Origin of the sequence: Streptomyces sp. cg40 (assembly GCF_050320165.1) — a bacterium.
Classification (GTDB): Bacteria; Actinomycetota; Actinomycetes; order Streptomycetales; family Streptomycetaceae; genus Streptomyces; species Streptomyces hokutonensis.
On the sequence record NZ_CP190128.1, the window covers coordinates 7,056,158 to 7,077,907 of the forward strand.

At 68.5% G+C, this 21,750-nt stretch carries 17 protein-coding genes; 16 read left to right on the plus strand and 1 reads right to left on the minus strand.

The window, feature by feature from the left end; genetic code table 11:
- Nucleotides 1–35: 35 nt before the first annotated feature.
- Entirely contained in the window at nucleotides 36–716 is a 681-nt protein-coding gene (locus ACQHII_RS31770) for an ATP-dependent Clp protease proteolytic subunit (RefSeq protein ID WP_403648108.1), read from the plus strand.
- A gap of 161 nt (nucleotides 717–877) precedes the next feature.
- On the plus strand, nucleotides 878–2,164 hold the full coding sequence (gene clpX / locus ACQHII_RS31775; protein ID WP_019065572.1) for an ATP-dependent Clp protease ATP-binding subunit ClpX: 1,287 nt from the start codon (nucleotides 878–880) through the stop codon (nucleotides 2,162–2,164).
- Between the two features lie 92 nt (nucleotides 2,165–2,256).
- Here clpX and ACQHII_RS31780 read toward each other — a convergent pair whose 3' ends face one another.
- On the minus strand, nucleotides 2,257–3,231 hold the full coding sequence (locus ACQHII_RS31780) for a hypothetical protein (protein ID WP_427922491.1): 975 nt from the start codon (nucleotides 3,229–3,231) through the stop codon (nucleotides 2,257–2,259).
- Nucleotides 3,232–3,366: 135 nt separating this feature from the next.
- On the opposite strand from ACQHII_RS31780, the gene ACQHII_RS31785 reads away from it, so the two are divergent.
- The 14 genes from ACQHII_RS31785 (at nucleotide 3,367) to ACQHII_RS31850 (ending at nucleotide 21,708) form a co-directional block, all read left to right on the plus strand.
- A complete protein-coding gene (locus tag ACQHII_RS31785) occupies nucleotides 3,367–5,991 on the plus strand; it encodes a valine--tRNA ligase (protein ID WP_427922492.1) in 2,625 nt (874 codons plus the stop codon).
- A gap of 105 nt (nucleotides 5,992–6,096) precedes the next feature.
- Nucleotides 6,097–7,584 carry a bifunctional tetrahydrofolate synthase/dihydrofolate synthase gene (gene folC / locus ACQHII_RS31790; protein WP_427922493.1) on the plus strand — a complete coding sequence of 496 codons (1,488 nt, stop codon included), beginning with the start codon at nucleotides 6,097–6,099 and terminating at the stop codon, nucleotides 7,582–7,584.
- A 6-nt stretch (nucleotides 7,585–7,590) separates the two neighbouring features.
- The gene (locus tag ACQHII_RS31795) at nucleotides 7,591–7,956 is read left to right on the plus strand and encodes a DUF4233 domain-containing protein (protein ID WP_427922494.1); all 366 of its coding nucleotides are present in this window, start codon (nucleotides 7,591–7,593) and stop codon (nucleotides 7,954–7,956) included.
- A gap of 78 nt (nucleotides 7,957–8,034) precedes the next feature.
- Entirely contained in the window at nucleotides 8,035–8,448 is a 414-nt protein-coding gene (gene ndk, locus ACQHII_RS31800; protein ID WP_019065567.1) for a nucleoside-diphosphate kinase, read from the plus strand.
- Nucleotides 8,449–8,724: 276 nt separating this feature from the next.
- A complete protein-coding gene (locus tag ACQHII_RS31805) occupies nucleotides 8,725–9,744 on the plus strand; it encodes a rod shape-determining protein (RefSeq protein ID WP_019065566.1) in 1,020 nt (339 codons plus the stop codon).
- 169 nt (nucleotides 9,745–9,913) lie between these two features.
- Entirely contained in the window at nucleotides 9,914–10,855 is a 942-nt protein-coding gene (gene mreC, locus ACQHII_RS31810; RefSeq protein ID WP_262058170.1) for a rod shape-determining protein MreC, read from the plus strand.
- Between the two features lie 19 nt (nucleotides 10,856–10,874).
- The gene (gene mreD / locus ACQHII_RS31815; RefSeq protein WP_427922495.1) at nucleotides 10,875–11,543 is read left to right on the plus strand and encodes a rod shape-determining protein MreD; all 669 of its coding nucleotides are present in this window, start codon (nucleotides 10,875–10,877) and stop codon (nucleotides 11,541–11,543) included.
- Nucleotides 11,544–11,637: 94 nt separating this feature from the next.
- Complete coding sequence (gene mrdA / locus ACQHII_RS31820) at nucleotides 11,638–13,902, plus strand: penicillin-binding protein 2 (protein ID WP_427922496.1); 2,265 nt, start codon at nucleotides 11,638–11,640, stop codon at nucleotides 13,900–13,902.
- Nucleotides 13,899–15,095: a rod shape-determining protein RodA gene (gene rodA / locus ACQHII_RS31825; RefSeq protein WP_427922497.1), complete on the plus strand. Its 1,197-nt coding sequence runs from the start codon at nucleotides 13,899–13,901 to the stop codon at nucleotides 15,093–15,095. Before mrdA ends, rodA begins: the two co-directional genes overlap by 4 nt.
- 88 nt (nucleotides 15,096–15,183) lie before the next feature.
- Complete coding sequence (locus ACQHII_RS31830; protein ID WP_427922498.1) at nucleotides 15,184–16,704, plus strand: CHAD domain-containing protein; 1,521 nt, start codon at nucleotides 15,184–15,186, stop codon at nucleotides 16,702–16,704.
- An 87-nt stretch (nucleotides 16,705–16,791) separates the two neighbouring features.
- Nucleotides 16,792–18,765, plus strand: coding sequence for a TIGR03960 family B12-binding radical SAM protein (locus tag ACQHII_RS31835; protein ID WP_427922499.1), 1,974 nt, complete (start codon nucleotides 16,792–16,794; stop codon nucleotides 18,763–18,765).
- A 369-nt stretch (nucleotides 18,766–19,134) separates the two neighbouring features.
- Nucleotides 19,135–19,530 (plus strand): hypothetical protein, encoded by a 396-nt coding sequence (locus ACQHII_RS31840; RefSeq protein WP_427922500.1) that lies wholly within the window; start codon nucleotides 19,135–19,137, stop codon nucleotides 19,528–19,530.
- Nucleotides 19,531–19,948: 418 nt separating this feature from the next.
- Nucleotides 19,949–20,791 (plus strand): enoyl-CoA hydratase/isomerase family protein, encoded by an 843-nt coding sequence (locus ACQHII_RS31845; protein ID WP_427922501.1) that lies wholly within the window; start codon nucleotides 19,949–19,951, stop codon nucleotides 20,789–20,791.
- 50 nt (nucleotides 20,792–20,841) lie between these two features.
- Nucleotides 20,842–21,708: an alpha/beta fold hydrolase gene (locus ACQHII_RS31850; RefSeq protein ID WP_427922502.1), complete on the plus strand. Its 867-nt coding sequence runs from the start codon at nucleotides 20,842–20,844 to the stop codon at nucleotides 21,706–21,708.
- Nucleotides 21,709–21,750: the final 42 nt, after the last annotated feature.

Here is a 21,750-nt window from a genome sequence, read left to right on the forward strand (position 1 = left end):
CCCAGCCGACCGCCACAGCCCCCAGGAGAGAGACAGTGAACAACTTCCCCGGCAACGGCCTGTACGACCACGCACGCGCCGAATACACGGCCCCCGCCGCCGAGTCCCGTTACGTGATCCCGCGCTTCGTGGAGCGCACCTCGCAGGGCGTGCGCGAGTACGACCCGTACGCGAAGCTCTTCGAGGAGCGCGTGATCTTCCTCGGTGTCCAGATCGACGACGCGTCGGCCAACGACGTCATGGCGCAGCTGCTGTGCCTGGAGTCGATGGACCCCGACCGTGACATCTCGATCTACATCAACAGCCCGGGCGGCTCCTTCACGGCCCTGACCGCGATCTACGACACGATGCAGTTCGTGAAGCCCGACGTCCAGACGGTCTGCATGGGCCAGGCCGCGTCCGCCGCCGCCGTCCTGCTGGCCGCCGGTACGCCGGGCAAGCGCATGGCGCTGCCGAACGCCCGCGTGCTGATCCACCAGCCCTACAGCGAGACGGGCCGGGGCCAGGTCTCCGACCTGGAGATCGCGGCCAACGAGATCCTCCGCATGCGCGGTCAGCTGGAGGACATGCTGGCCAAGCACTCGACGACCCCGCTGGAGAAGATCCGCGAGGACATCGAGCGCGACAAGATCCTCACGGCCGAGGACGCCCTGTCGTACGGCCTGATCGACCAGATCATCTCCACCCGGAAGATGAACAACGCCGACGTCCGCTGACGCGGACCCTGTATCGTCCACCACCCCTCGGCACGGTCCACGTGGAAGTGAACCGTGCCAAGGGGGGCCCGAACGGGGGGCCCGGCAAGGTACCGTCGGACATAAGGCAGCACCAGGAGCCGCTGTACCCAGGCGGCTCCCAGGCGAAGGGGAAGCACACCGTGGCACGCATCGGTGACGGCGGCGATCTGCTCAAGTGCTCGTTCTGCGGCAAGAGCCAGAAGCAGGTCAAGAAGCTCATCGCAGGGCCCGGTGTGTACATCTGCGACGAGTGCATCGACCTCTGCAACGAGATCATCGAGGAAGAACTCGCGGAGACGAGCGAGGTGCGCTGGGAGGAACTGCCCAAGCCCCGCGAGATCTACGAGTTCCTCGAGGGGTACGTGGTCGGTCAGGAGTCCGCCAAGAAGGCGCTCTCCGTCGCGGTGTACAACCACTACAAGCGCGTCCAGGCCGGTGAGAACGGCGGCGGCCAGAGCCGCGAGGACGCCATCGAGCTGGCGAAATCCAACATCCTCCTGCTCGGCCCCACGGGCTCGGGCAAGACCCTCCTCGCACAGACCCTGGCCCGCATGCTGAACGTGCCGTTCGCGATCGCCGACGCGACCGCGCTCACGGAGGCGGGCTACGTCGGCGAGGACGTCGAGAACATCCTGCTGAAGCTGATCCAGGCGGCGGACTACGACGTCAAGAAGGCCGAGACCGGGATCATCTACATCGACGAGATCGACAAGGTGGCTCGTAAGAGCGAGAACCCCTCGATCACCCGTGACGTCTCCGGCGAGGGCGTCCAGCAGGCCCTGCTGAAGATCCTGGAGGGCACCACGGCCTCGGTCCCGCCGCAGGGCGGCCGTAAACACCCCCACCAGGAGTTCATCCAGATCGACACGACGAACGTCCTGTTCATCGTGGGCGGCGCCTTCGCGGGCCTGGAGAAGCTCATCGAGTCCAGGGCCGGCGCCAAGGGCATCGGCTTCGGGGCGACGATCCGCTCCAAGCGGGAGCTCCAGTCCAAGGACCAGTTCGAGGACGTCATGCCCGAGGACCTGGTCAAGTTCGGCATGATCCCCGAGTTCATCGGGCGCCTGCCCGTCATCACCTCGGTGCACAACCTGGACCGCGAGGCCCTGCTCCAGATCCTCATCGAGCCGCGCAACGCACTGGTGAAGCAGTACCAGCGCCTCTTCGAACTCGACGGCGTGGAGCTGGACTTCGAGCGCGAGGCCCTCGAAGCCATCGCCGACCAGGCCATCCTCCGCCAGACCGGAGCGCGCGGCCTGCGCGCCATCATGGAGGAAGTCCTCCAGGGCGTCATGTACGAGGTCCCGTCCCGCAAGGACGTGGCCCGCGTGGTCATCACGGCGGACGTCGTCCTGTCGAACGTCAACCCGACCCTCATCCCGCGCGACGCACGCGGCCGGGGCCCGGGCGAGCAGAAGACGGCGTAACCACGGCAGTCCCGCATACGCGAGGGGCCCCGGTCAGTCCAACTGACCGGGGCCCCTTCGTAGTTGGAGCCTCTTGAACCGTGTCTACGCCATCAGGCCTTGACCCGGACGTCGTTGCGGAGCTTCGCGGCCAGGGCTGCCGTGCTCTCGACGGTTCCGCCGTTCCCCGCGGCGAGTTCGGCGATCCCGAACGCGCTGACGACGGCGACGGTGCTGTGGTCGCCCCAGATGCACATCGGCAGCTTGATGGTCTTCGCGGCACCGGCGGCGGTGCTCGACGAGTCGTTGTTGGCGATCTCGGCGACCTGGCACTTCATGATGCCGTTGGAGAAGCCCGCCGGAGTGACCTTCTCCGGGCTGCCGACCAGCTTGCCGTCGTTGCTGTCGCTGCCCTGGTCCTTCTCCGACTCCGTCTTGACCTTCGCGAACATGGCGTCCACGACGGCCTCCGGGTCGTCGATCGTGCCGTACACCCCGTCGAAGGAGAGGGTCTTCTGCGCCAGGCCGCTGCCGTTCTCGTAACCGGCGCTGACCTCCACGGGGTTCTTCACGCCCCACTTCTCGAAGTCGGCCTTGTCGTCGTCGGTCATCGAGCTCGCGGAGTCGGCGTCGCTGTCCGACTTCTTGTACGTCCCGTTGAGGACCGTCGCCGGCGCCGTCAGCTTGTGCGCGCCGTCGTCGGCCACACCGCCACTGCCGCCGCTCCCGCCCCCGATCACGAAGTACGCGCCGACCGCGACGGCGGCCACGACCGCCACCGCGCCGATGACCAGCCCCGTCCGCTTCTTCCCGCCGCCGGGCGCCGGGGGCTGCGGGACGCCGTACGGCGGCTGCCCGTAAGGCGGTTGCTGCCCGTACGGCGGCTGCGGCTGGCCGTAGGGGGTCTGCGGGGGCTGCTGCGGGTAGCCGTAACCGGGCTGGGCGGGCGGTTGCTGGGGGTAGCCGTAGCCGGGCTGGGGGGCGCCCTGCGGCGCCTGCTGCGGAGGCGGACCGTAGGGACCCGGCTGGCCGTACGGCCCGGGCTGCTGCGGCTGCCCGTCGTACGGGCCCGGCTGGTTGTAGCTCATTCTGGGTTCCCCTCCAGATACTTATGTGTTCCCGACATCCTGGCTCAGTCACAGGAACCGCACGGCATCGGGGGTCGCACCGTTACAGAACAAACGCGTTTCGGGACACCCCCGCGACACCCCTAAACTGGGCCCGTGACCGAGAACGCTCATCAGCAGCCATCAGCGCCCGACTCCGAACTGCCGACCCAGTACGCGCCGGCCGACGTAGAGGGGCCGCTGTACGAGCGCTGGGTGGAGCGGGGTTACTTCGAGGCGGACGCGAAGAGCGAGAAGCCGCCGTACACGATCGTCATCCCGCCGCCGAACGTCACGGGCAGCCTGCACCTCGGGCACGCCTTCCAGCACACGCTGATGGACGCGCTGACCCGTCGTAAGCGCATGCAGGGCTTCGAGTCGCTGTGGCTGCCGGGCATGGACCACGCGGGCATCGCCACGCAGAACGTCGTCGAGCGCGAACTCGGCAAGGAGGGCAAGTCCCGCCACGACCTGGGGCGCGAGGCCTTCGTCGAGCGCGTCTGGCAGTGGAAGGACGAGTACGGCGGCAAGATCCTCGGCCAGATGCGCCGCCTCGGCGACGGCGTCGACTGGACCCGCGAGCGCTTCACCATGGACGAGGGCCTCTCCCAGGCCGTCCAGACCATCTTCAAGCGGCTCTACGACGACGAGTTGATCTACCGCGCCGAGCGCATCATCAACTGGTGCCCGCGCTGTCTCACCGCGATCTCGGACATCGAGGTCGAGTACCAGGACGACGACGGCGAGCTCGTCTCCATGAAGTACGGCGAGGGGGACGACACCATCGTCGTCGCCACGACCCGCGCCGAGACGATGCTCGGCGACACCGCCGTCGCCGTCCACCCCGACGACGAGCGTTACAAGCACCTCGTCGGCCGGCACATCAAGCTGCCGCTCACCGACCGCACCATCCCGGTCGTCGCCGACACCCACGTCGACCCGGAGTTCGGCACGGGCGCCGTCAAGGTCACGCCCGCCCACGACCCGAACGACTTCGCCATCGGCCAGCGCCACGACCTGGAGTCGCTGACCGTCATGGACGAGCGCGGTGTCATCACCGTCCACGGCCCCTTCGAGGGCCTGGACCGCTTCGAGGCCCGCTCCGCGATCGTCGCCGCCCTGCGCGCCGACGGCCGGATCGTCGCCGAGAAGCGACCGTACGTCCACTCCGTCGGCCACTGCTCGCGCTGCAAGACGACCATCGAGCCGCGCCTGTCCATGCAGTGGTGGGTCAAGGTCGCCCCGCTCGCGAAGGCGGCCGGCGACGCGGTCCGCGACGGCCGCGTCAAGATCCACCCCCAGGAGATGGAGAAGCGCTACTTCGACTGGGTCGACAACCTCCACGACTGGTGCATCTCACGGCAGTTGTGGTGGGGCCACCGCATCCCGGTCTGGTACGGCCCGGACGGCGAGGTCGTCTGCGTCGGCCCCGACGACGAGCCGCCCACCGGCGAGGGCTGGACCCAGGACTCCGACGTCCTGGACACCTGGTTCTCCTCCGGCCTGTGGCCCTTCTCGACCCTCGGCTGGCCCGAACAGACCCCGGATCTCAAGAAGTTCTATCCGACCGACGTCCTGCTCACCGGCCACGACATCATCTTCTTCTGGGTCGCCCGGATGATGATGTTCGGCCTGTACGCGATGGACGGCGAAGTCCCCTTCAAGACCATCGCGTTGACGGGTCTGGTCCGCGACCAGTTCGGCAAGAAGATGTCCAAGTCCTCGGGCACGGCGGTCGATCCGCTGGACTGGATGAACGCGTACGGCTCGGACGCCGTCCGCTTCACCCTGGCCCGCGGCGCCAACCCCGGTACGGACGTCCCGATCGGCGAGGACTGGGTCCAGGCGTCCCGCAACTTCGCCAACAAGATCTGGAACGCCACGCGCTTCGCGCTCATGAACGGCGCGACGATCGAGGGCGAACTCCCGCCCGCCGAGCGGCTGTCGGCGACGGACCGCTGGATCCTCTCCCGCCTCAACAAAACAATCTCCCAAGTCGACGCGCTCTACGACGACTTCCAGTTCGCCAAGCTCTCCGACGCGCTGTACCACTTCGCGTGGGACGAAGTCTTCGACTGGTACGTCGAGTTGTCGAAGACCACGTTCATGGCGGGCGGCGAGCCCGCGAAGGTCTCCGGCCGCGTTCTCGGTGAAGTCCTCGACGTCACCCTGAAGTTGCTGCACCCGATCGTCCCGTTCGTCACGGAGACCCTCTGGACGACCCTCACGGGCGGCGAGTCGATCGTCATCGCGGACTGGCCGAAGGACAGTGGCTTCCGGGACGACGCGGCCGAGAAGGAGATCGAGACCCTCCAGCAGGTCATCACCGAGGTCCGCCGCTTCCGCGCCGACCAGGGCCTCCAGCCCGGCCAGCGCGTCCCGGCCCGCCTCACCCTGACCGGCACGGCCCTCGCCCCGCACGAGGCCGCGATCCGCCAGCTCCTCCGCCTCCAGCCGGAGGGCGACGCCTTCGCGGCGACGGCGACCCTCCCGGTCGGCGGCGCCACGGTCGCCCTCGACCTCTCCGGCACGATCGACGTGGCGGCGGAGCGCAAGCGTCTGGCCAAGGACTTGGCCGCCGCGGAGAAGGAGAAGGCCCAGGCAGCGGCCAAGCTCGGCAACGAGGCGTTCCTGGCCAAGGCCCCGGACAACGTGGTCGACAAGATCCGCGGCCGCCTGTCCAAGGCGGACGAGGACATCGACCGCATCAAGGCCCAGCTGGAAAGCTTGCCTCAGCAGTAGCCAACCCAGGGGCGCGGGGAACTGCGCGACCAGCCACACTCCTCCCCGCGCCCGCCAACCAGGACCAGCCACCCCCATCCTTCGGCGCACCCCTAAACTGGCCCTGTGACTGACAGCGACCCGTTCGACGAGATCATCGAGGCCGAGACAGACCGCGACCCCGACCTCGCGGTCATCGAGGCCGGCAGCCGAACCCTCCGCGCCCAGGGCACCGGCGCCCCTCAGGCCGACGTACCCGGTCGCCCCGAAGACCCCCAGGTGGACGCCGCCCTGCGCGAGGTCGAGGCAGAGCTGGCCACCCGCTGGGGCGAGACGAAGCTGGAGCCGTCGGTCAGCCGTATCGCCGCGCTGATGGACGTCCTGGGAGACCCCCAGCGCTCGTACCCCTCGATCCACATCACCGGCACGAACGGCAAGACCTCCACGGCCCGCATGATCGAGGCCCTCCTCGGCGCCTTCGAACTCCGCACCGGCCGCTACACCTCCCCCCACGTCCAGTCGATCACCGAGCGCATCAGTCTCGACGGCGCCCCGATCTCCGCCGAGCGGTTCATCGAGACGTACCACGACATCAAGCCGTACATCGAGATGGTCGACGCCCAGCAGGAGTTCCGGCTGTCGTTCTTCGAGGTGCTGACGGGGATGGCGTACGCCGCCTTCGCGGACGCGCCCGTCGATGTCGCCGTGGTCGAAGTGGGGATGGGCGGCACCTGGGACGCCACCAACGTCATCGACGCGGATGTAGCCGTGGTCACCCCCATCGATCTCGACCACACCGACCGCCTCGGCGAAACGACCGGTGAGATCGCGACCGAGAAGGCCGGCATCGTCAAGCAGGACGCGACCGTGATCCTGGCCCAGCAGCCGGTGGACGCGGCGCAGGTGCTGCTGAAGAAGGCCGTCGAGGTGGACGCGACCGTGGCCCGTGAGGGTCTGGAGTTCGGGGTCGTGTCCCGGCAGGTCGCCGTCGGCGGCCAGCTGATCAACCTGCGCGGTCTCGGCGGCGAGTACGAGGAGATCTACCTCCCCCTCCACGGTCCGTACCAGGCGCACAACGCGGCCGTCGCCCTCGCCGCCGTGGAAGCGTTCTTCGGGGTGGGTGCCCAGCGACCCGATCCGCTCTCGATCGACACGGTCCGGAAGGCCTTCGCGTCCGTCAGCTCGCCGGGAAGGCTGGAGGTGGTGCGGCGGTCGCCGACCGTCGTGCTCGACGCGGCGCACAACCCCGCGGGCGCCCGTGCAACCGCGGAGGCGGTCGCCGAGGCCTTCGACTTCAGCCGGCTGATCGGCGTGGTCGGGGCCAGCGGCGACAAGAACGTGCGCGGGCTGCTCGAAGCCTTCGAGCCGCTGTTCGCCGAGGTCGTCGTCACCCAGAACTCCAGTCACCGCGCGATGGACGCGGACGAGCTGGCCGCGATCGCCGTCGAGGTGTTCGGCGACGAGCGGGTGCAGGTCGAGCCGCGGTTGCCGGACGCGCTGGAGGCGGCGATCACGCTGGCCGAGGAGGACGGCGAGTTCGCGGGCGGCGGTGTGCTGGTCACCGGTTCCGTCATCACCGTGGGTGAGGCCCGACTGCTTCTCGGGAGGGGCTGAGTTTCCGTGCGTACGCTCTGTTCTTCGACGTTGCTCGGCGAGTTCTTCGTGATCGGTTTCGCCGGTCTGGTCGCCATGAAGGACCCGGATCTGACCACGTCCACGGTGTGGACGGTGTGCGGGATCGCGATGTTCCTGTCGGTCGCGCTGTGCGGAGTGGTGACCCGGCCGGCCGGCATCGCGCTCGGCTGGGCGCTCCAGATCGCGCTGATCGCGGCGGGCTTCGTGGTGCCGTCGATGTTCTTCCTCGGGGTGGTCTTCGCGGCCCTGTGGTGGGCGTCGGTGCACTACGGCCGGAAGATCGACGAGGCGAAGGCGAGGTTCGCGGCGCAAGCGGCGCAGGCCGCCCCCACTACACCTGACGCTGCGTAACGGACGCATGGACACGCCCTGTAGCCTCGGGTTTGTCGTGAGCCGCCCCGCACCATCATGATCAGAAGGAGTCCCGTCGTGACCCAGCGCACCCTCGTCCTGCTCAAGCCCGACGCCGTACGTCGTGGCCTGACCGGCGAGATCATCAGCCGGATCGAGCGCAAGGCCGACTGGCGGATCACCGCGCTGGAGCTGCGCACCCTGGACCAGGACACCCTGGAGCAGCACTACGGCGAGCACAAGGGCAAGCCCTTCTACGAGCCGCTGGTGGAGTTCATGGCCTCCGGCCCGGTCGTCGCGCTGATCGTCGAGGGCGAGCGGGTCATCGAGGGCGTGCGCGCGCTGGCCGGTCCGACCGACCCGATCGCCGCCGCGCCGGGCTCGATCCGCGGGGACTTCGGTGTGATCGTGCGGGAGAACCTGATCCACGCCTCGGACTCGGAGGAGTCCGCCGAACGCGAGGTGAAGATCTTCTTCCCGGGACGTTCCTGAATCTCCATCAGTAACCCACATGCCTGACCAGGGGCGGCCGCGATTTTCCGGCCGTCTCTTGGCATATGCGTGCCGATCGGGGGAACGAGTGCCCCCGTTGGGCCGTCTCCACAAGCGAGGCCGCGCCTCACATGCTGACAATGGCGAAGACCCTCGCGCAGTGTTCGTGATGGCGCGTCTACGATGGAAGCCTTCACGTCACTGCACCCACTTCGCCGACCTGAAAAGCCCTCAAAAGCTCCCGGGAAGGCCAGACGAATCCTGATGGGGAACTCAATGTCGTTCATCGGCCGTGACATGGCTGTCGACCTCGGGACCGCCAACACGCTGGTGTACGTCAGGGGTCGCGGGATCGTACTCAACGAGCCGTCCGTCGTCGCGATCAACACCAACACCGGTGGCATTCTCGCGGTCGGCTCCGAAGCCAAGAAGATGATCGGGCGCACGCCCGGCAACATCGTTGCCGTACGTCCGCTGAAGGACGGTGTCATCGCCGACTTCGAGATCACCGAGCGCATGCTCCGCTACTTCATCCTGAAGATCCACAAGCGGCGCTATCTCGCCCGCCCCCGTGTCGTCGTCTGTGTGCCCTCGGGCATCACGGGCGTCGAGCGCCGTGCCGTCATCGAGGCGTCGTCCCAGGCCGGCGCCCGCCAGGTGCACATCATCGAGGAGCCCATGGCCGCGGCCATCGGTTCCGGCCTGCCGGTCCACGAGGCCACGGGCAACATGGTGGTGGACATCGGCGGCGGCACCACGGAGGTCGCGGTCATCTCGCTCGGTGGCATCGTCACCGCCCAGTCCATCCGCGTCGCGGGCGACGAGTTGGACAACGCGATCATCCAGCACATCAAGAAGGAGTACTCGCTCCTTCTGGGTGAGCGGACGGCTGAGCAGATCAAGATCACGATCGGTTCCGCGTACGACCTCGACGACGACCAGCACACCGAAATCCGCGGCCGGGACCTGGTCTCCGGCCTGCCCAAGACCGTCGTCATCTCCGCCGGCGAAGTCCGCAAGGCGATCGAAGAGCCCGTCAACGCGATCGTCGACGCGGTGAAGACGACCCTCGACAAGTGCCCGCCGGAGCTGTCCGGGGACATCATGGACCGCGGAATCGTTCTGACCGGCGGTGGAGCCCTGCTCAAGGGCCTCGACGAGCGGCTGCGCCGGGAGACCGGAATGCCGATCCACATCGCCGAGGACCCGCTGGACAGCGTGGCGCTCGGCTCCGGCAAGTGCGTCGAGGAGTTCGAGGCGCTCCAGCAGGTTCTGGACGCCCAGCCGCGCAGATGACGTAACACTTCGATTCCGCCGTACGGGATGATCTCTTCTCGTGCGGCGGATCGTTGATACGGAGGCATAGGCTCCGTCATAGGCCTTCGTTCACATCTGACGGGCCCTCCTACACACCTGCATACCCGAACCTCTGCACATTTCTATGAGGAAGGCACGGCCGCCGCACGTGAGGGACACACGAGAGAGCCGGCTGCTCCTGGTGCTGCTGATCGCCGTCGCGTTCGCGTTGATCACGGTGGACATCCGGGGAGGGCAGGACTCGCCGGTCGAGGGTGCCCGCCGGGCCGCGGCCACCGTGTTCGGCCCGATCGAGAACGGCGTGTCGTCCGCCGTGAACCCGGTCGGCGACGCGATCTCCGCGGTCCGCGACTCCGGTGAGCGGCACGACCGGCTCGCGCTCCTGGAGAAGGAGAACGCGGCCCTCAAGGCGAAGCTCGGCAGCGACGACCGCAACCGCAGCCGCCTCAACCAGCTCGACAAGATGATGAAGGTGGCCGGCGAGGGCCAGTACGGCATCAAGGGCGCCCAGGTCATCGCCATAGGAGCCGCGCAGAGCTTCTCCTGGACGATCACCATCGACGTCGGCGCCAACGACGGCATCAAGCGCGACATGACCGTCCTCAACGGCGACGGACTGGTCGGCCGCGTCACGACCGTCGGCCCGGACGCCTCGACCGTCCTCCTCGCCAACGACCCGGACTTCACCGTCGGCACCCGCATGGAGGGCAACGACGAACTCGGCTTCGCCTCCGGCGAGGGCGACGGCCCGCTGCGCGTCGAACTCCTCAACGGCAAGGCGGAGGTGCAGAAGGGCGACCGGCTGGTCACCTTCGGCTCGCAGGCCGACAAGCCGTTCGTGCCCGGTGTCCCGGTCGGTGTCGTCTCCCGCGTCGACCCCTCCGGCGGCGGCCTGACCCGCACGCTCTACGTCACGCCGTACGTCAACTTCACCAAGCTCGACATCGTCGGCGTGGTCGTGGAGGCCCCGAAGAAGGACCCGCGCGACACGGTCCTGCCGGCGAAGCCCAAGCCGACCCCGATCCCGACGGTGACCGTCACGGTCACCCCGTCCGCGAACGCGCCGGTCGACGGCCAGCAACAGCAGTAGGAGCTAGGAGCCCTTCCCCATGCGTGTCAACCGGATCCTGCTCTCCGTGCCGCTGGTCGTCGTCGCCATGGTGATCCAGGTGAGCGTCCTCGCCCGCCTCCACCTCCCGGGCGCCGTCCCCGACCTGCTCCTCCTCACGGTCCTCGGCCTCGCCATGGTCTACGGCCATGTCACCGGCGCCCTCATCGGCTTCGGCGCGGGCCTCCTCGCCGACCTCGCCCCGCCCGCCGACCACGCGGCCGGCCGCTACGCGCTGGTGCTCTGCGTGATCGGCTACCTCGCGGGCCTCGCGAAGCCGGAGAACGGCCGCCTCAAGTCGGCGAGCGGCCCGATGGCCGTCGTGGTCGCCGCCGCCCTCGGCTCCACCCTCCTCTACGCCGGTGTCGGCGCCCTCGTCGGCGACACCGCCGCCCGCCATGTCGGCCTGCCCAGCCTGCTGTTCACGGCCGCCCTGTACGACCTGCTGCTCGCCCCGTTCATCGTCCCCGGCGTCATGGCGCTGGCCCGCCGCGCCGACAACGACCCCCTTGCGGAGACGAACGCCGCCAAGTCGGCCGACATCTCCTCGGGCTGGCTCTCCTCCGGCACCGGCCTGAAGATCGGCGGCCAGCGCGGTGGCCTGAAGCTGAGGACGGCTCGCGCGCGGGTGGCCCGGGCCGGGCGCATCAAGGGGGTCAAGCGGCTTTGAGGGCGCGGGAGTTGGCGGCACGGGAGTCGGTGTACGGCCACACAGGTAGGTCGTATATGACTCATACACACATCGAGAGGGGGAGGCAGCACCAATGACCAACATCCCGGAGACCGGACGGACTCCACGGGTCCAGATCAGGCTCGTCGTCATCCAGATCCTCGTCCTCTCCCTCCTCGGCACCCTCGGCGGGCGCCTCTGGTATCTCCAGATCCGGGAGGGCGCCGCGTACCAGAAGGAAGCGTCCGGCAACCACGTCCAGCAGGTCGTCGAGCCCGCGGTGCGCGGTTCGATACTGGACGCGCGCGGTGTGCCCCTCGCGGACAACGAGACCCGGCTCGTGGTCTCCGCCTCCCGCACCGACCTGCTGAAGCAGGCCGACGACGGCAAGGCCGTCCTCACCAAGCTGGCCGGCGTGCTGGGCCTGAAGCCCGAGGACGTCATCCAGAAGGTCCGGCTGTGCGACGCGAAGACCCCGCAGCCCTGCTGGAACGGATCGCCGTACCAGCCGATCCCGATCACCGACGAGGCCACCGCCAAGCAGGCCCTCCAGATCCGCGAGCGCGCCGAGGACTTCCCCGGCATCACCGCCGAGCCCGAGGCCGTCCGCCGTTACGCGGCCCCCGGCGACGCCAACGCGGCCCAGGTCCTCGGCTATCTCTCGCCGGTCACCGACGACGAGATCACCCAGGCCAAGGACTCCGACTCGCCGTACCTGCGCTCCGACCAGGTCGGCCGCTCGGGTCTTGAGCGGGAGTACGACAAGGAGCTGCGCGGCAAGGCCGGCGTCACCCGCTACGAGGTCGACAACCTCGGCCGGGTGATCGGCAAGGCCAAGTCCGATGCCCCGGAGCCCGGTTCGAACCTCGTCACCAGCATCGACGCCCGGGTGCAGCGGGTCGCCGAGTACCAGCTCGACAAGGCGATGAAGACGGCCCGCCAGCAGTTCGACAAGATCACCGGCGAGAACTACAAGGCCGACTCCGGTGCCGTGGTCGTGATGGAGGCCAAGACCGGCCGGATCGTCGCCATGGCGTCCGCGCCGACGTACGACCCGAACGTCTGGGTCGGCGGCATCTCCGCCAAGGACTACAAGCAGCTCACCGGCAAGAACTCCGACTACCCGCTCCTCAACAGGGCCATACAGGGTCAGTCGGCGCCCGGTTCGACGTTCAAGGTGGTCTCCACGGCCGCCGCGGTCGAGGCCGGCTACGCGTGGGACGGCGGCTACCCCTGCACGAGTTCGTACTCGGTGGGCGGCCAGGTCTTCAAGAACTTCGAGGGCGAGAACTTCGGACCCATCTCGCTGGGCCGCGCGCTCGAGGTCTCCTGCGACACCGTCTTCTACGGTCTCGCCGACGCCCAGTGGAAGAAGGACGGCGGCATCAACCCGAAGAAGGGTGAGCCCAAGGACTACTTCTACAAGGCGGCCCACCAGTTCGGCCTCGGCAAGACGACCGGCGTCGACCTCCCGAACGAGGTCACCGGCCGGATCCCGGACCGCAAGTGGAAGCAGGAGACCTGGGAGGCCAACAAGGCCTACTGGTGCAAGACCGGCAAGAAGGGCGGCACGTACGTCCAGCAGATCGCGTACGAGAACTGCCTCGAAGGCAACAAGATGCGTGAGGGCGACTCGATCAACTACTCCATCGGCCAGGGCGACACCCTCGTCACGCCGATCCAGGAGGCCATGATCTACGGCGCCCTCGCCAACGGCGGCACCGAGTACGTCCCGACCATCGGCAAGGCGATCGTCAGCGCCGACGGCAAGACCGTCACGGAGATCAAGCCGAAGGTCAAGGCCAAGCTGCCGATCAGCGCGGCCACGCACAAGGGCATCGACAAGGCCCTCGCGGGCGTGGTCACCAGCGGTACCGCGGCCTGGAAGTTCCAGGGCTGGCCGCAGGACAAGATCACGCTGCACGCCAAGACGGGTACCGCCGAGGTCTACGGCAAGCAGACCACCTCGTGGTTCGCGACGTACACCAAGGACTACACGGTCGTCATGACGATCGCCCAGGCCGGTACGGGTTCGGGCGCCTCCGGTGAGGCCGTGCGCAACATCTACAACGCGATGTACGGCGTCCAGGCCGACGGCTCCATCGACAAGAAGAAGGCGCTGCTGCCCACCCCGCAGACCAGCCTCCCCAAGGTCCGCGCCGACGGCACGATCGCCTCCCCGAAGATCACCGCGGACCCGGCCAAGGAGCTGGAGAAGCAACAGGAGAAGGCGACCCAGGGCGGTGTCACCGCCACGGACGACACCCAGCCGCCCGCCACCTCGCCCTCGCCGACCACCACCAACAGCAACACCCGCAGGCGCCCGCGCAGAAGGGGAAGCCGGAGGATGCTCACATGACCGGCAACAGCTTCTCCGTCTCCGGATACGGCCCCGAGCGGGCCGGCTGGACCCGGGTCTTCGCCCGTGACTCGCTGGCCCGCCGACTGGACTGGCCGATACTGCTCTCGGCGATCGGCCTGTCCCTGATCGGCTCGCTGCTGGTCTACTCGGCGACCCGCAACCGCACCGAGATCAACCAGGGCGACCAGTACTACTTCCTGCTCCGGCACCTGATGAACACCGGCATCGGCATCGCCCTGATGATCGGCGTGATCTGGGTCGGCCACCGCACCCTGCGCGTCGTCGTCCCGTTCCTCTACGGCGCCTCGGTGTTCGGCATCCTGCTGGTGCTCACCCCGCTCGGCTCCACGGTCAACGGCGCGCACTCCTGGATCGTGCTCGGCGGCGGCTTCTCGCTCCAGCCCTCCGAGTTCGTGAAGATCACGATCATCCTGGGGATGGCGATGGTGCTCGCCGCCCGGGTCGACGCGGGCGACAAGCCCTACCCCGACCACCGCACGGTCCTCCAGGCCCTGGGGCTGGCCTCCGTCCCGATGATGATCGTCATGCTGATGCCCGACCTCGGGTCGGTCATGGTCATGGTCATCATCGTGCTCGGCGTGCTGCTGGCCTCCGGCGCCCCGAACCGCTGGATCTTCGGCCTGCTCGGCGCGGGCGCGATCGGCGCGATCGCGGTGTGGCAGCTGCACATCCTGGACGAGTACCAGATCGCCCGCTTCGCCGCCTTCGCCAACCCGAGCCTCGACCCGGCGGGCGTCGGCTACAACACCAACCAGGCCCGCATCGCGATCGGCTCCGGCGGCCTCACCGGCGAGGGCCTCTTCCACGGCTCCCAGACGACCGGCCAGTTCGTCCCCGAACAACAGACGGACTTCGTCTTCACGGTCGCGGGCGAGGAACTGGGCTTCGTCGGCGCGGGCCTGATCCTCGTCCTCCTGGGCGTGGTCCTGTGGCGCGCCTGCCGCATTGCCCGCGACTCGACCGAGCTCTACGGCACGATCGTCGCCGCCGGAATCGTCGCCTGGTTCGCCTTCCAGTCCTTCGAGAACGTCGGCATGACCCTCGGCATCATGCCCGTCACCGGCCTGCCACTGCCCTTCGTGTCCTACGGCGGAACGTCGATGTTCGCGGTGTGGATCGCGGTGGGTCTGCTCCAGTCGATCCGGGTCCAGCGCCCCATGTCCGCATAGCCGTTACCTGCGGGTTCGCCGTGATTTCCCCAGGGTTCATTTGGGACGCCCTCTGCCATCCCGGCTCGTCAGCAACTAGATTCGGTTCATGGCGGACACAAAGCGCGAGATCGAGCGTAAGTACGAGTCCGACGAGAGCGGTCTGCCCGACCTGACCGGCGTCGCCGGTGTCCGGGCCGTCATCGACAAGGGCGTCGCGAACCTGGACGCCGTCTACTACGACACGGCCGACGAGCGCCTGGCCAAGGCCTCGATGACCCTGCGCCGGCGCACCGGCGGTTCCGACGCGGGCTGGCACCTGAAGGTGCCGGTCGCGCCCGGAGTCCGCGACGAGATCCGCGAACCGCTCTCCGACACCGTGCCGCGCACCCTCGCCGGCCTGGTCCGCTCCCGGGTCCGCGAGGCGGAACTGCTGCCCGTGGTCCGGCTCCGCTCCGACCGGGACGTACGCCATCTCGTGGACGCGGACGGCGCGCTGCTCGCCGAGGTCAGCGTGGACGCCGTGCGCGCCGAACGCCTCGCCGACGGCGGCGGCACCGCGCAGTGGACCGAGATCGAGGTCGAGCTGGCGGACGACGGCGACCCGGTCTTCCTCGACAAGGTGGAGAAACGGTTGCGCAAGGCGGGCGTACGACCGTCGATGTCCGCGTCGAAGCTCGCGCGGGCACTGGCGGAGACGGCTCCCGAGCAGCCGAAGAAGGCGAAGAAGCGCAAGGCGTCCCCCGCCCCCGAGGAACCCCGGACCGCGGGCGACCACGTCCTCGCCTACGTCCGCGAACAGCGCGACGCGATCCTCGAACTCGACCCCGCCGTACGACAGGACGCCTACGACTCCGTGCACCGCATGCGGGTCGCCACCCGCCGGCTGCGCAGCACGTTCCGCTCCTACGGCAAGGTGCTCGACCGCACGGTCACCGATCCTGTCGGCGAGGAACTCAAGTGGCTGGCAGGCGAGTTGGGCGTGGACCGGGACCGCGAGGTGATGACCGAACGCCTCACCGCCGTCCTTGCCGAACTGCCCCGCACCCTGGTCTCCGGCCCGATCCGCACCCGGATGCGCACCTGGGCCAACGCGAGGCGCGGCGGCTCGCGCCGCAGGCTGATCGGCGTCCTGGACTCCAAGCGGTATCTCGCGCTGCTCGACACCCTGGACACGCTGGTGGCCGAGCCGCCGCTGCTGCCGGACGCGGCCGGCACACCCGAGAAGGTGATCGGCAAGGCCGTACGCAAGGACTTCGAAAAGGTCTCGGCGCTCGTCGAGGAGGCGATCGGGGCCCCGCCCGGCGCGGACCGCGACCTCGCGCTGCACGAGGCCCGCAAGAAGGCCAAGCGCACCCGGTACGCGGCGGAGGCGGCGAGCCCCGCGCTCGGCGCTCCGGCCCGCGGGCTGGCCAAGTCCATGAAGTCCCTGACCAGCCTGCTCGGCGAGCACCAGGACAGCGTCATGGTCCGCGAGACCCTGCGCGAGCTGTCCGCGCTGGCGCACGCGGCGGGGGAGAGCTCGTTCACGTACGGCGTGCTGTACGGGCGGGAGGAGCAGCGGGCGGCGGCGGTGGAGGCCGCGCTGCCGGGAATGTGGGAGGAGATCGGGTCCGGGATGCCCGGCTGAGCCGTACGGGGGACCGGGGGACCTCCGGGATCGCGTTAGTCTGGATGGTCACCCGTCCGTTCAGTACCGCTCACGAAGGTTCGCGAGATGCCTGCCGAAGTCGCTGCGGCCGCAGAGTCCGTGTTTCCGCAGCTCGAAGCCCTGCTCCCGCAGGTGCAGAAGCCGATCCAGTACGTCGGAGGCGAGCTCAACTCCACGGTCAAGCCGTGGGAGTCGTGCGACGTCCGCTGGGCGCTGATGTACCCGGACGCGTACGAGGTCGGCCTGCCCAACCAGGGCGTCATGATCCTCTACGAGGTCCTGAACGAGCAGGAGGGCGTCCTCGCCGAGCGCACCTACAGCGTGTGGCCCGACCTGGAGGCGCTGATGCGGGAGCACCGCGTCCCGCAGTTCACGGTCGACAGCCACCGCCCGGTGGGCGCCTTCGACGTGTTCGGGCTCTCCTTCTCCACCGAACTCGGCTACACGAACATGCTGACGGCCCTGGACCTGGCGGGTATCCCGCTGGAGTCGAAGGACCGCACGCTGGACGACCCGATCGTGCTGGCGGGCGGCCACGCGGCCTTCAACCCCGAGCCGATCGCCGACTTCGTCGACGCGGTGATCATCGGCGACGGCGAGCAGGCCGTCCTCGACATGACGAAGATCATCCGCACCTGGAAGGCGGAGGGCCGCCCGGGCGGGCGCGAGGAGGTCCTCTTCCGCCTGGCGAAGACGGGCTCGGTCTACATCCCGGCGTTCTACGACGTCGAGTACCTGCCGGACGCCCGCATCGCGCGCGTGGTCCCGAACAAGTCGGGCGTTCCGTGGCGGGTGTCGAAGCACACGGTCATGGACCTCGACGAGTGGCCGTACCCCAAGCAGCCCCTGGTCCCGCTCGCCGAGACGGTCCACGAGCGCATGTCCGTCGAGATCTTCCGCGGCTGCACGCGCGGCTGCCGCTTCTGCCAGGCGGGCATGATCACGCGCCCGGTGCGGGAGCGGTCGATCACGGGCATCGGCGAGATGGTCGAGAAGGGCCTGAAGGCGACGGGCTTCGAGGAGGTGGGCCTCCTCTCCCTGTCCTCGGCGGACCACTCGGAGATCGGCGAGATCGCGAAGGGCCTGGCGGACCGTTACACCGAGGACAAGATCGGCCTGTCCCTCCCGTCGACCCGCGTGGACGCCTTCAACGTCGACCTGGCGAACGAACTGACCCGCAACGGCCGCCGCTCCGGCCTCACCTTCGCCCCCGAGGGCGGCTCGGAGCGCCTGCGCAAGGTCATCAACAAGATGGTGTCGGAGGACGACCTCATCCGCACGGTCTCGACGGCGTACGGCAACGGCTGGCGCCAGGTGAAGCTGTACTTCATGTGCGGCCTCCCGACGGAGACGGATGACGATGTCCTCCAGATCGCCGACATGGCGATGAAGGTGATCGCCGAGGGCCGCAAGGTCTCCGGCCAGAACGACATCCGCTGCACGGTCTCGATCGGCGGCTTCGTCCCCAAGCCGCACACCCCCTTCCAGTGGGCCCCGCAGCTCTCGGCCGAGGAGACGGACGCCCGCCTCACCAAGCTCCGCGACAAGATCCGCGGCGACAAGAAGTACGGCCGCTCGATCGGCTTCCGCTACCACGACGGCAAGCCGGGCATCGTCGAGGGCCTGCTCTCCCGCGGCGACCGCCGCGTCGGCGCGGTCATCCGCGCTGTCTACGAGGACGGCGGCCGCTTCGACGGCTGGCGCGAACACTTCTCCTACGAGCGCTGGATGCGCTGCGCCGAGAAGACGCTGCCCGCGTTCGGTGTCGACGTCGACTGGTACACCACCCGCGAGAAGACCTATGAGGAGGTCCTCCCCTGGGACCACCTCGACTCCGGCCTCGACAAGGACTGGCTCTGGGAGGACTGGCAGGACGCCCTCGACGAGACAGAGGTCGAGGACTGCCGGTGGACGCCGTGCTTCGACTGCGGGGTGTGTCCTCAGATGGACACGTCCATCCAGATCGGCCCCACGGGGAAGAAGCTGCTGCCGCTGACGGTGAAGCAGCCTGCGGGGACGGGCGGCGGGCACTCGCACTGACGTGAGTGAGGTGTTGGGGGCCGGCGGCGAGGTAGAGGTGGCTGTCGGCCTCGGGGCGCTGGGTGTGCGGAGCACGCGGCGGGCGGTCGTGGGGGAGGTGGTGCGGACGCCTCTGCCGGTGTCTGAAGGGCTCTTCGGCTGTCGAGCCTGAGGTGTGAGTGGGTCTGAGGGCCGACGGCCCAGGAGGCCGCCATGCCAGCGAGTCAGCCGTCGGCGAATGGTCCTCGGTGGGGGAATCCGGACAGTGGCCCTCCCCCTTCCGGGCAGTGGGCACCTCCCGCCGGGCCGCCGCAGAACAAACGGCGGGGGCGTGGCTGTCTTTGGGGGTGCGCTGGAGCCCTGGCCGCGGTGGTTGTCATCCTCGTGGTCGTGACGGTGATCGCGGTGGGCGGTGGAGACGAGAGCACCACGCCTGCGCCCAGCGGGACCGCCACCAGGAAGGCGCGGCAGGAGGCGAAGCGGACGCCTCAGGGCAAGAGCGAACGAGCGGACCTCGTGAGCTTCCGACTGGACGACCGCTCAGAAGCCGGCATCGCCAGTATTTGGATCGTTTGGACGATCAAGAACAACAGTAGTGAGAAGTCCGACTACTCATGGGATTGGGAAGCGGTGGACGCCAGTGGCACTCGCCTGGCGAACGGCACCCAACTGGACACTGACGTCCGACCCGGCCAGACCGCCCGGGGTGAGTACCCCACGACGCTCAAGAGCGTGAAGGGCATGAAACTCGACATCACCAGCTTCGATCGGACCGCGAGCTACTGAGAGCTGGGCGGCCGACAGCAGCTACTGACCTTCAAGCCGGCTCCTTTGCCAGGCGTCGAGCGTCGACGAAACCGGCGTACGCCAGGACGTCGGCTCGGAGAATGTCGGCACCGGTTCACCGACGCTCCCCTTCACCTCGGCACCCGTCACCTGGAAGTCGGCCGCCCTGACGGGGGCGACGGGCACACTTGTGTGACGTGGACGGCGACCAGTGCAGCGTGCGTGTCACCGGTCGCATGGCTCGTTTTCAGCGGTTATTGGCACTTCCGCCATGGGCGGTGCGGCAATGCGGCGGGGAGAGTGTGACGTGTGCGGTGTTCGCCGACGCGCGAACTGTCGGCACCCGACGAGGGATCACTCTCCGACGGGCAGGTGTGCCGCCCGTAATTCTCGTAGCCTACGAACCAGGAACACCCCCATGTCGAACAACACAACGGCTTCTGCCCATGCACCTGTGCGTGCCGAATTGCAGAGTCCGGGTTATTGGCGCGTCACCTTCGACAATCCTCCCCTCAACCTGTACGAGCCCGAGGTGGAGACCGCTCTCGCTGAAGTCGTCGGCCGGCTCGAAGCGGATCCGGACGTCAAGGTCGTCGTCTTCGACAGCGCGGTTCCCGAATTCTTCATCGCCCACCTGAATCTCGGCAGGGCCGCGGAGTTCGGTGAGGGAATGCCGACCTGGTTCGACATCATCGGCCGCCTCGCGAAGGCGTCCTTCATCACGGTGGGCTCCCTCCGGGGCCGTGCGCGCGGTATCGGAAACGAGTTCCTGACCACCCTCGACGTTCGTTTCGCCAGCCGCGAGAAAGCCGTCCTGAGCCAATTGGAGATCGGCACGGGCGTCATCCCCGGGTGCGGTGGAATTCAGCGTCTGGTGCAGCTCACGGGGCGTTCACGGGCACTGGAGATCGTCGCCTCCGGTGAGGACTACGACGCCGGGACCGCCGAACTGTACGGGTGGATCAACCGCGCCGTCCCGGACGCCGAACTGGACGCCGTAGTCGACCGCTTCGCGCGCCGGATCGCCCACTTCGACACCGACGCCCTTCGTGCGGTCAAGGAGATCATCAACGAAGAGGCACCCCTGCACGACACCGCCCACCTGGCAGCCACACACGCGCGCTTCGCCGGGCTGCTCGCCAGGGACGTCGTGCAGGACAGGCTGAGCCGTTCGGCGAAGGCGAGCCCCGAGGTCGTCTACGACCTGGAACTGAACATGGGCGAGCGCCTCGGGCCGCCCGACCAGTCTCCCCGCCGGTGACCCCACCTACTTCCACGACACCAGCGACACCAGTACGAGAGGGATGTGCCGTGCCCATCGAAACCGTTCAGAGCCAGATCGGGACGCCCAATCTCCATGTGGAGGCCGCGGACGGCGTCACCTACCGCTATCGCCGCTTCGGCCGGGCCAGTACGAGCGACCTGCCGCTGGTCTGCCTGGTACATTTCCGCGCCAACCTCGACAACTGGGACCCGGAACTTGTCGACGCCATCGCCGCCGAGCGTGAAGTCGTCCTGGTCGATCTCGCCGGCGTCGGAGGCTCCACGGGCACCACGCCGAACAACGTCGAGGAAATGGCGTACAACGCGATCGCCTTTCTCGACGCCATCCACCTGAGCCGTTACGACTTGCTGGGATTCTCGCTCGGCGGTTTCATCGCTCAGGAGATCGTCCTCTTCCGTCCGTGGCAGGTGCGCCGTCTGGTCCTGGCCGGTACGGCCCCTCGGGGCGGGCATGACATCCACCTGTACACGGCGGGAGCCATCCGTGACGCGGCCTTCGGAGACGCTCCCACGCCCACTGACCTGCTCACCCTGTTCTTCGAGAAGAGCGCGTCCAGCCAGGCCAAGGGTGTGGAGTTCCTCAAACGCCTGGGTCTGCGCTCCGCGGAGCGGGACGCTTCGACGGATCTGCTGGTCCGTGACGCACAGTTGACCGCGATCTCCGCGTGGGGTGTGCGCGACGACTCGCGCCTCCAGCGTCTGGAGTCCGTCCAGCAGCCCGTTCTGGTGGCCAACGGCGACAACGACGAGATGATCCCCACCAAGAACACCTACCTGCTGGCCGAGCACCTGCCCAATGCGAGGCTGAGCATCTACCCGGATGCCGGTCACGGGTTTCTCTTCCAGTATCCGGTCGAGTTCGCCGCCGAGGTCAACGCGTTCCTGGGCGGCTGACGGCGCGATCACCGCGAGCGCTGCGCGGCCACCAGGGCAACG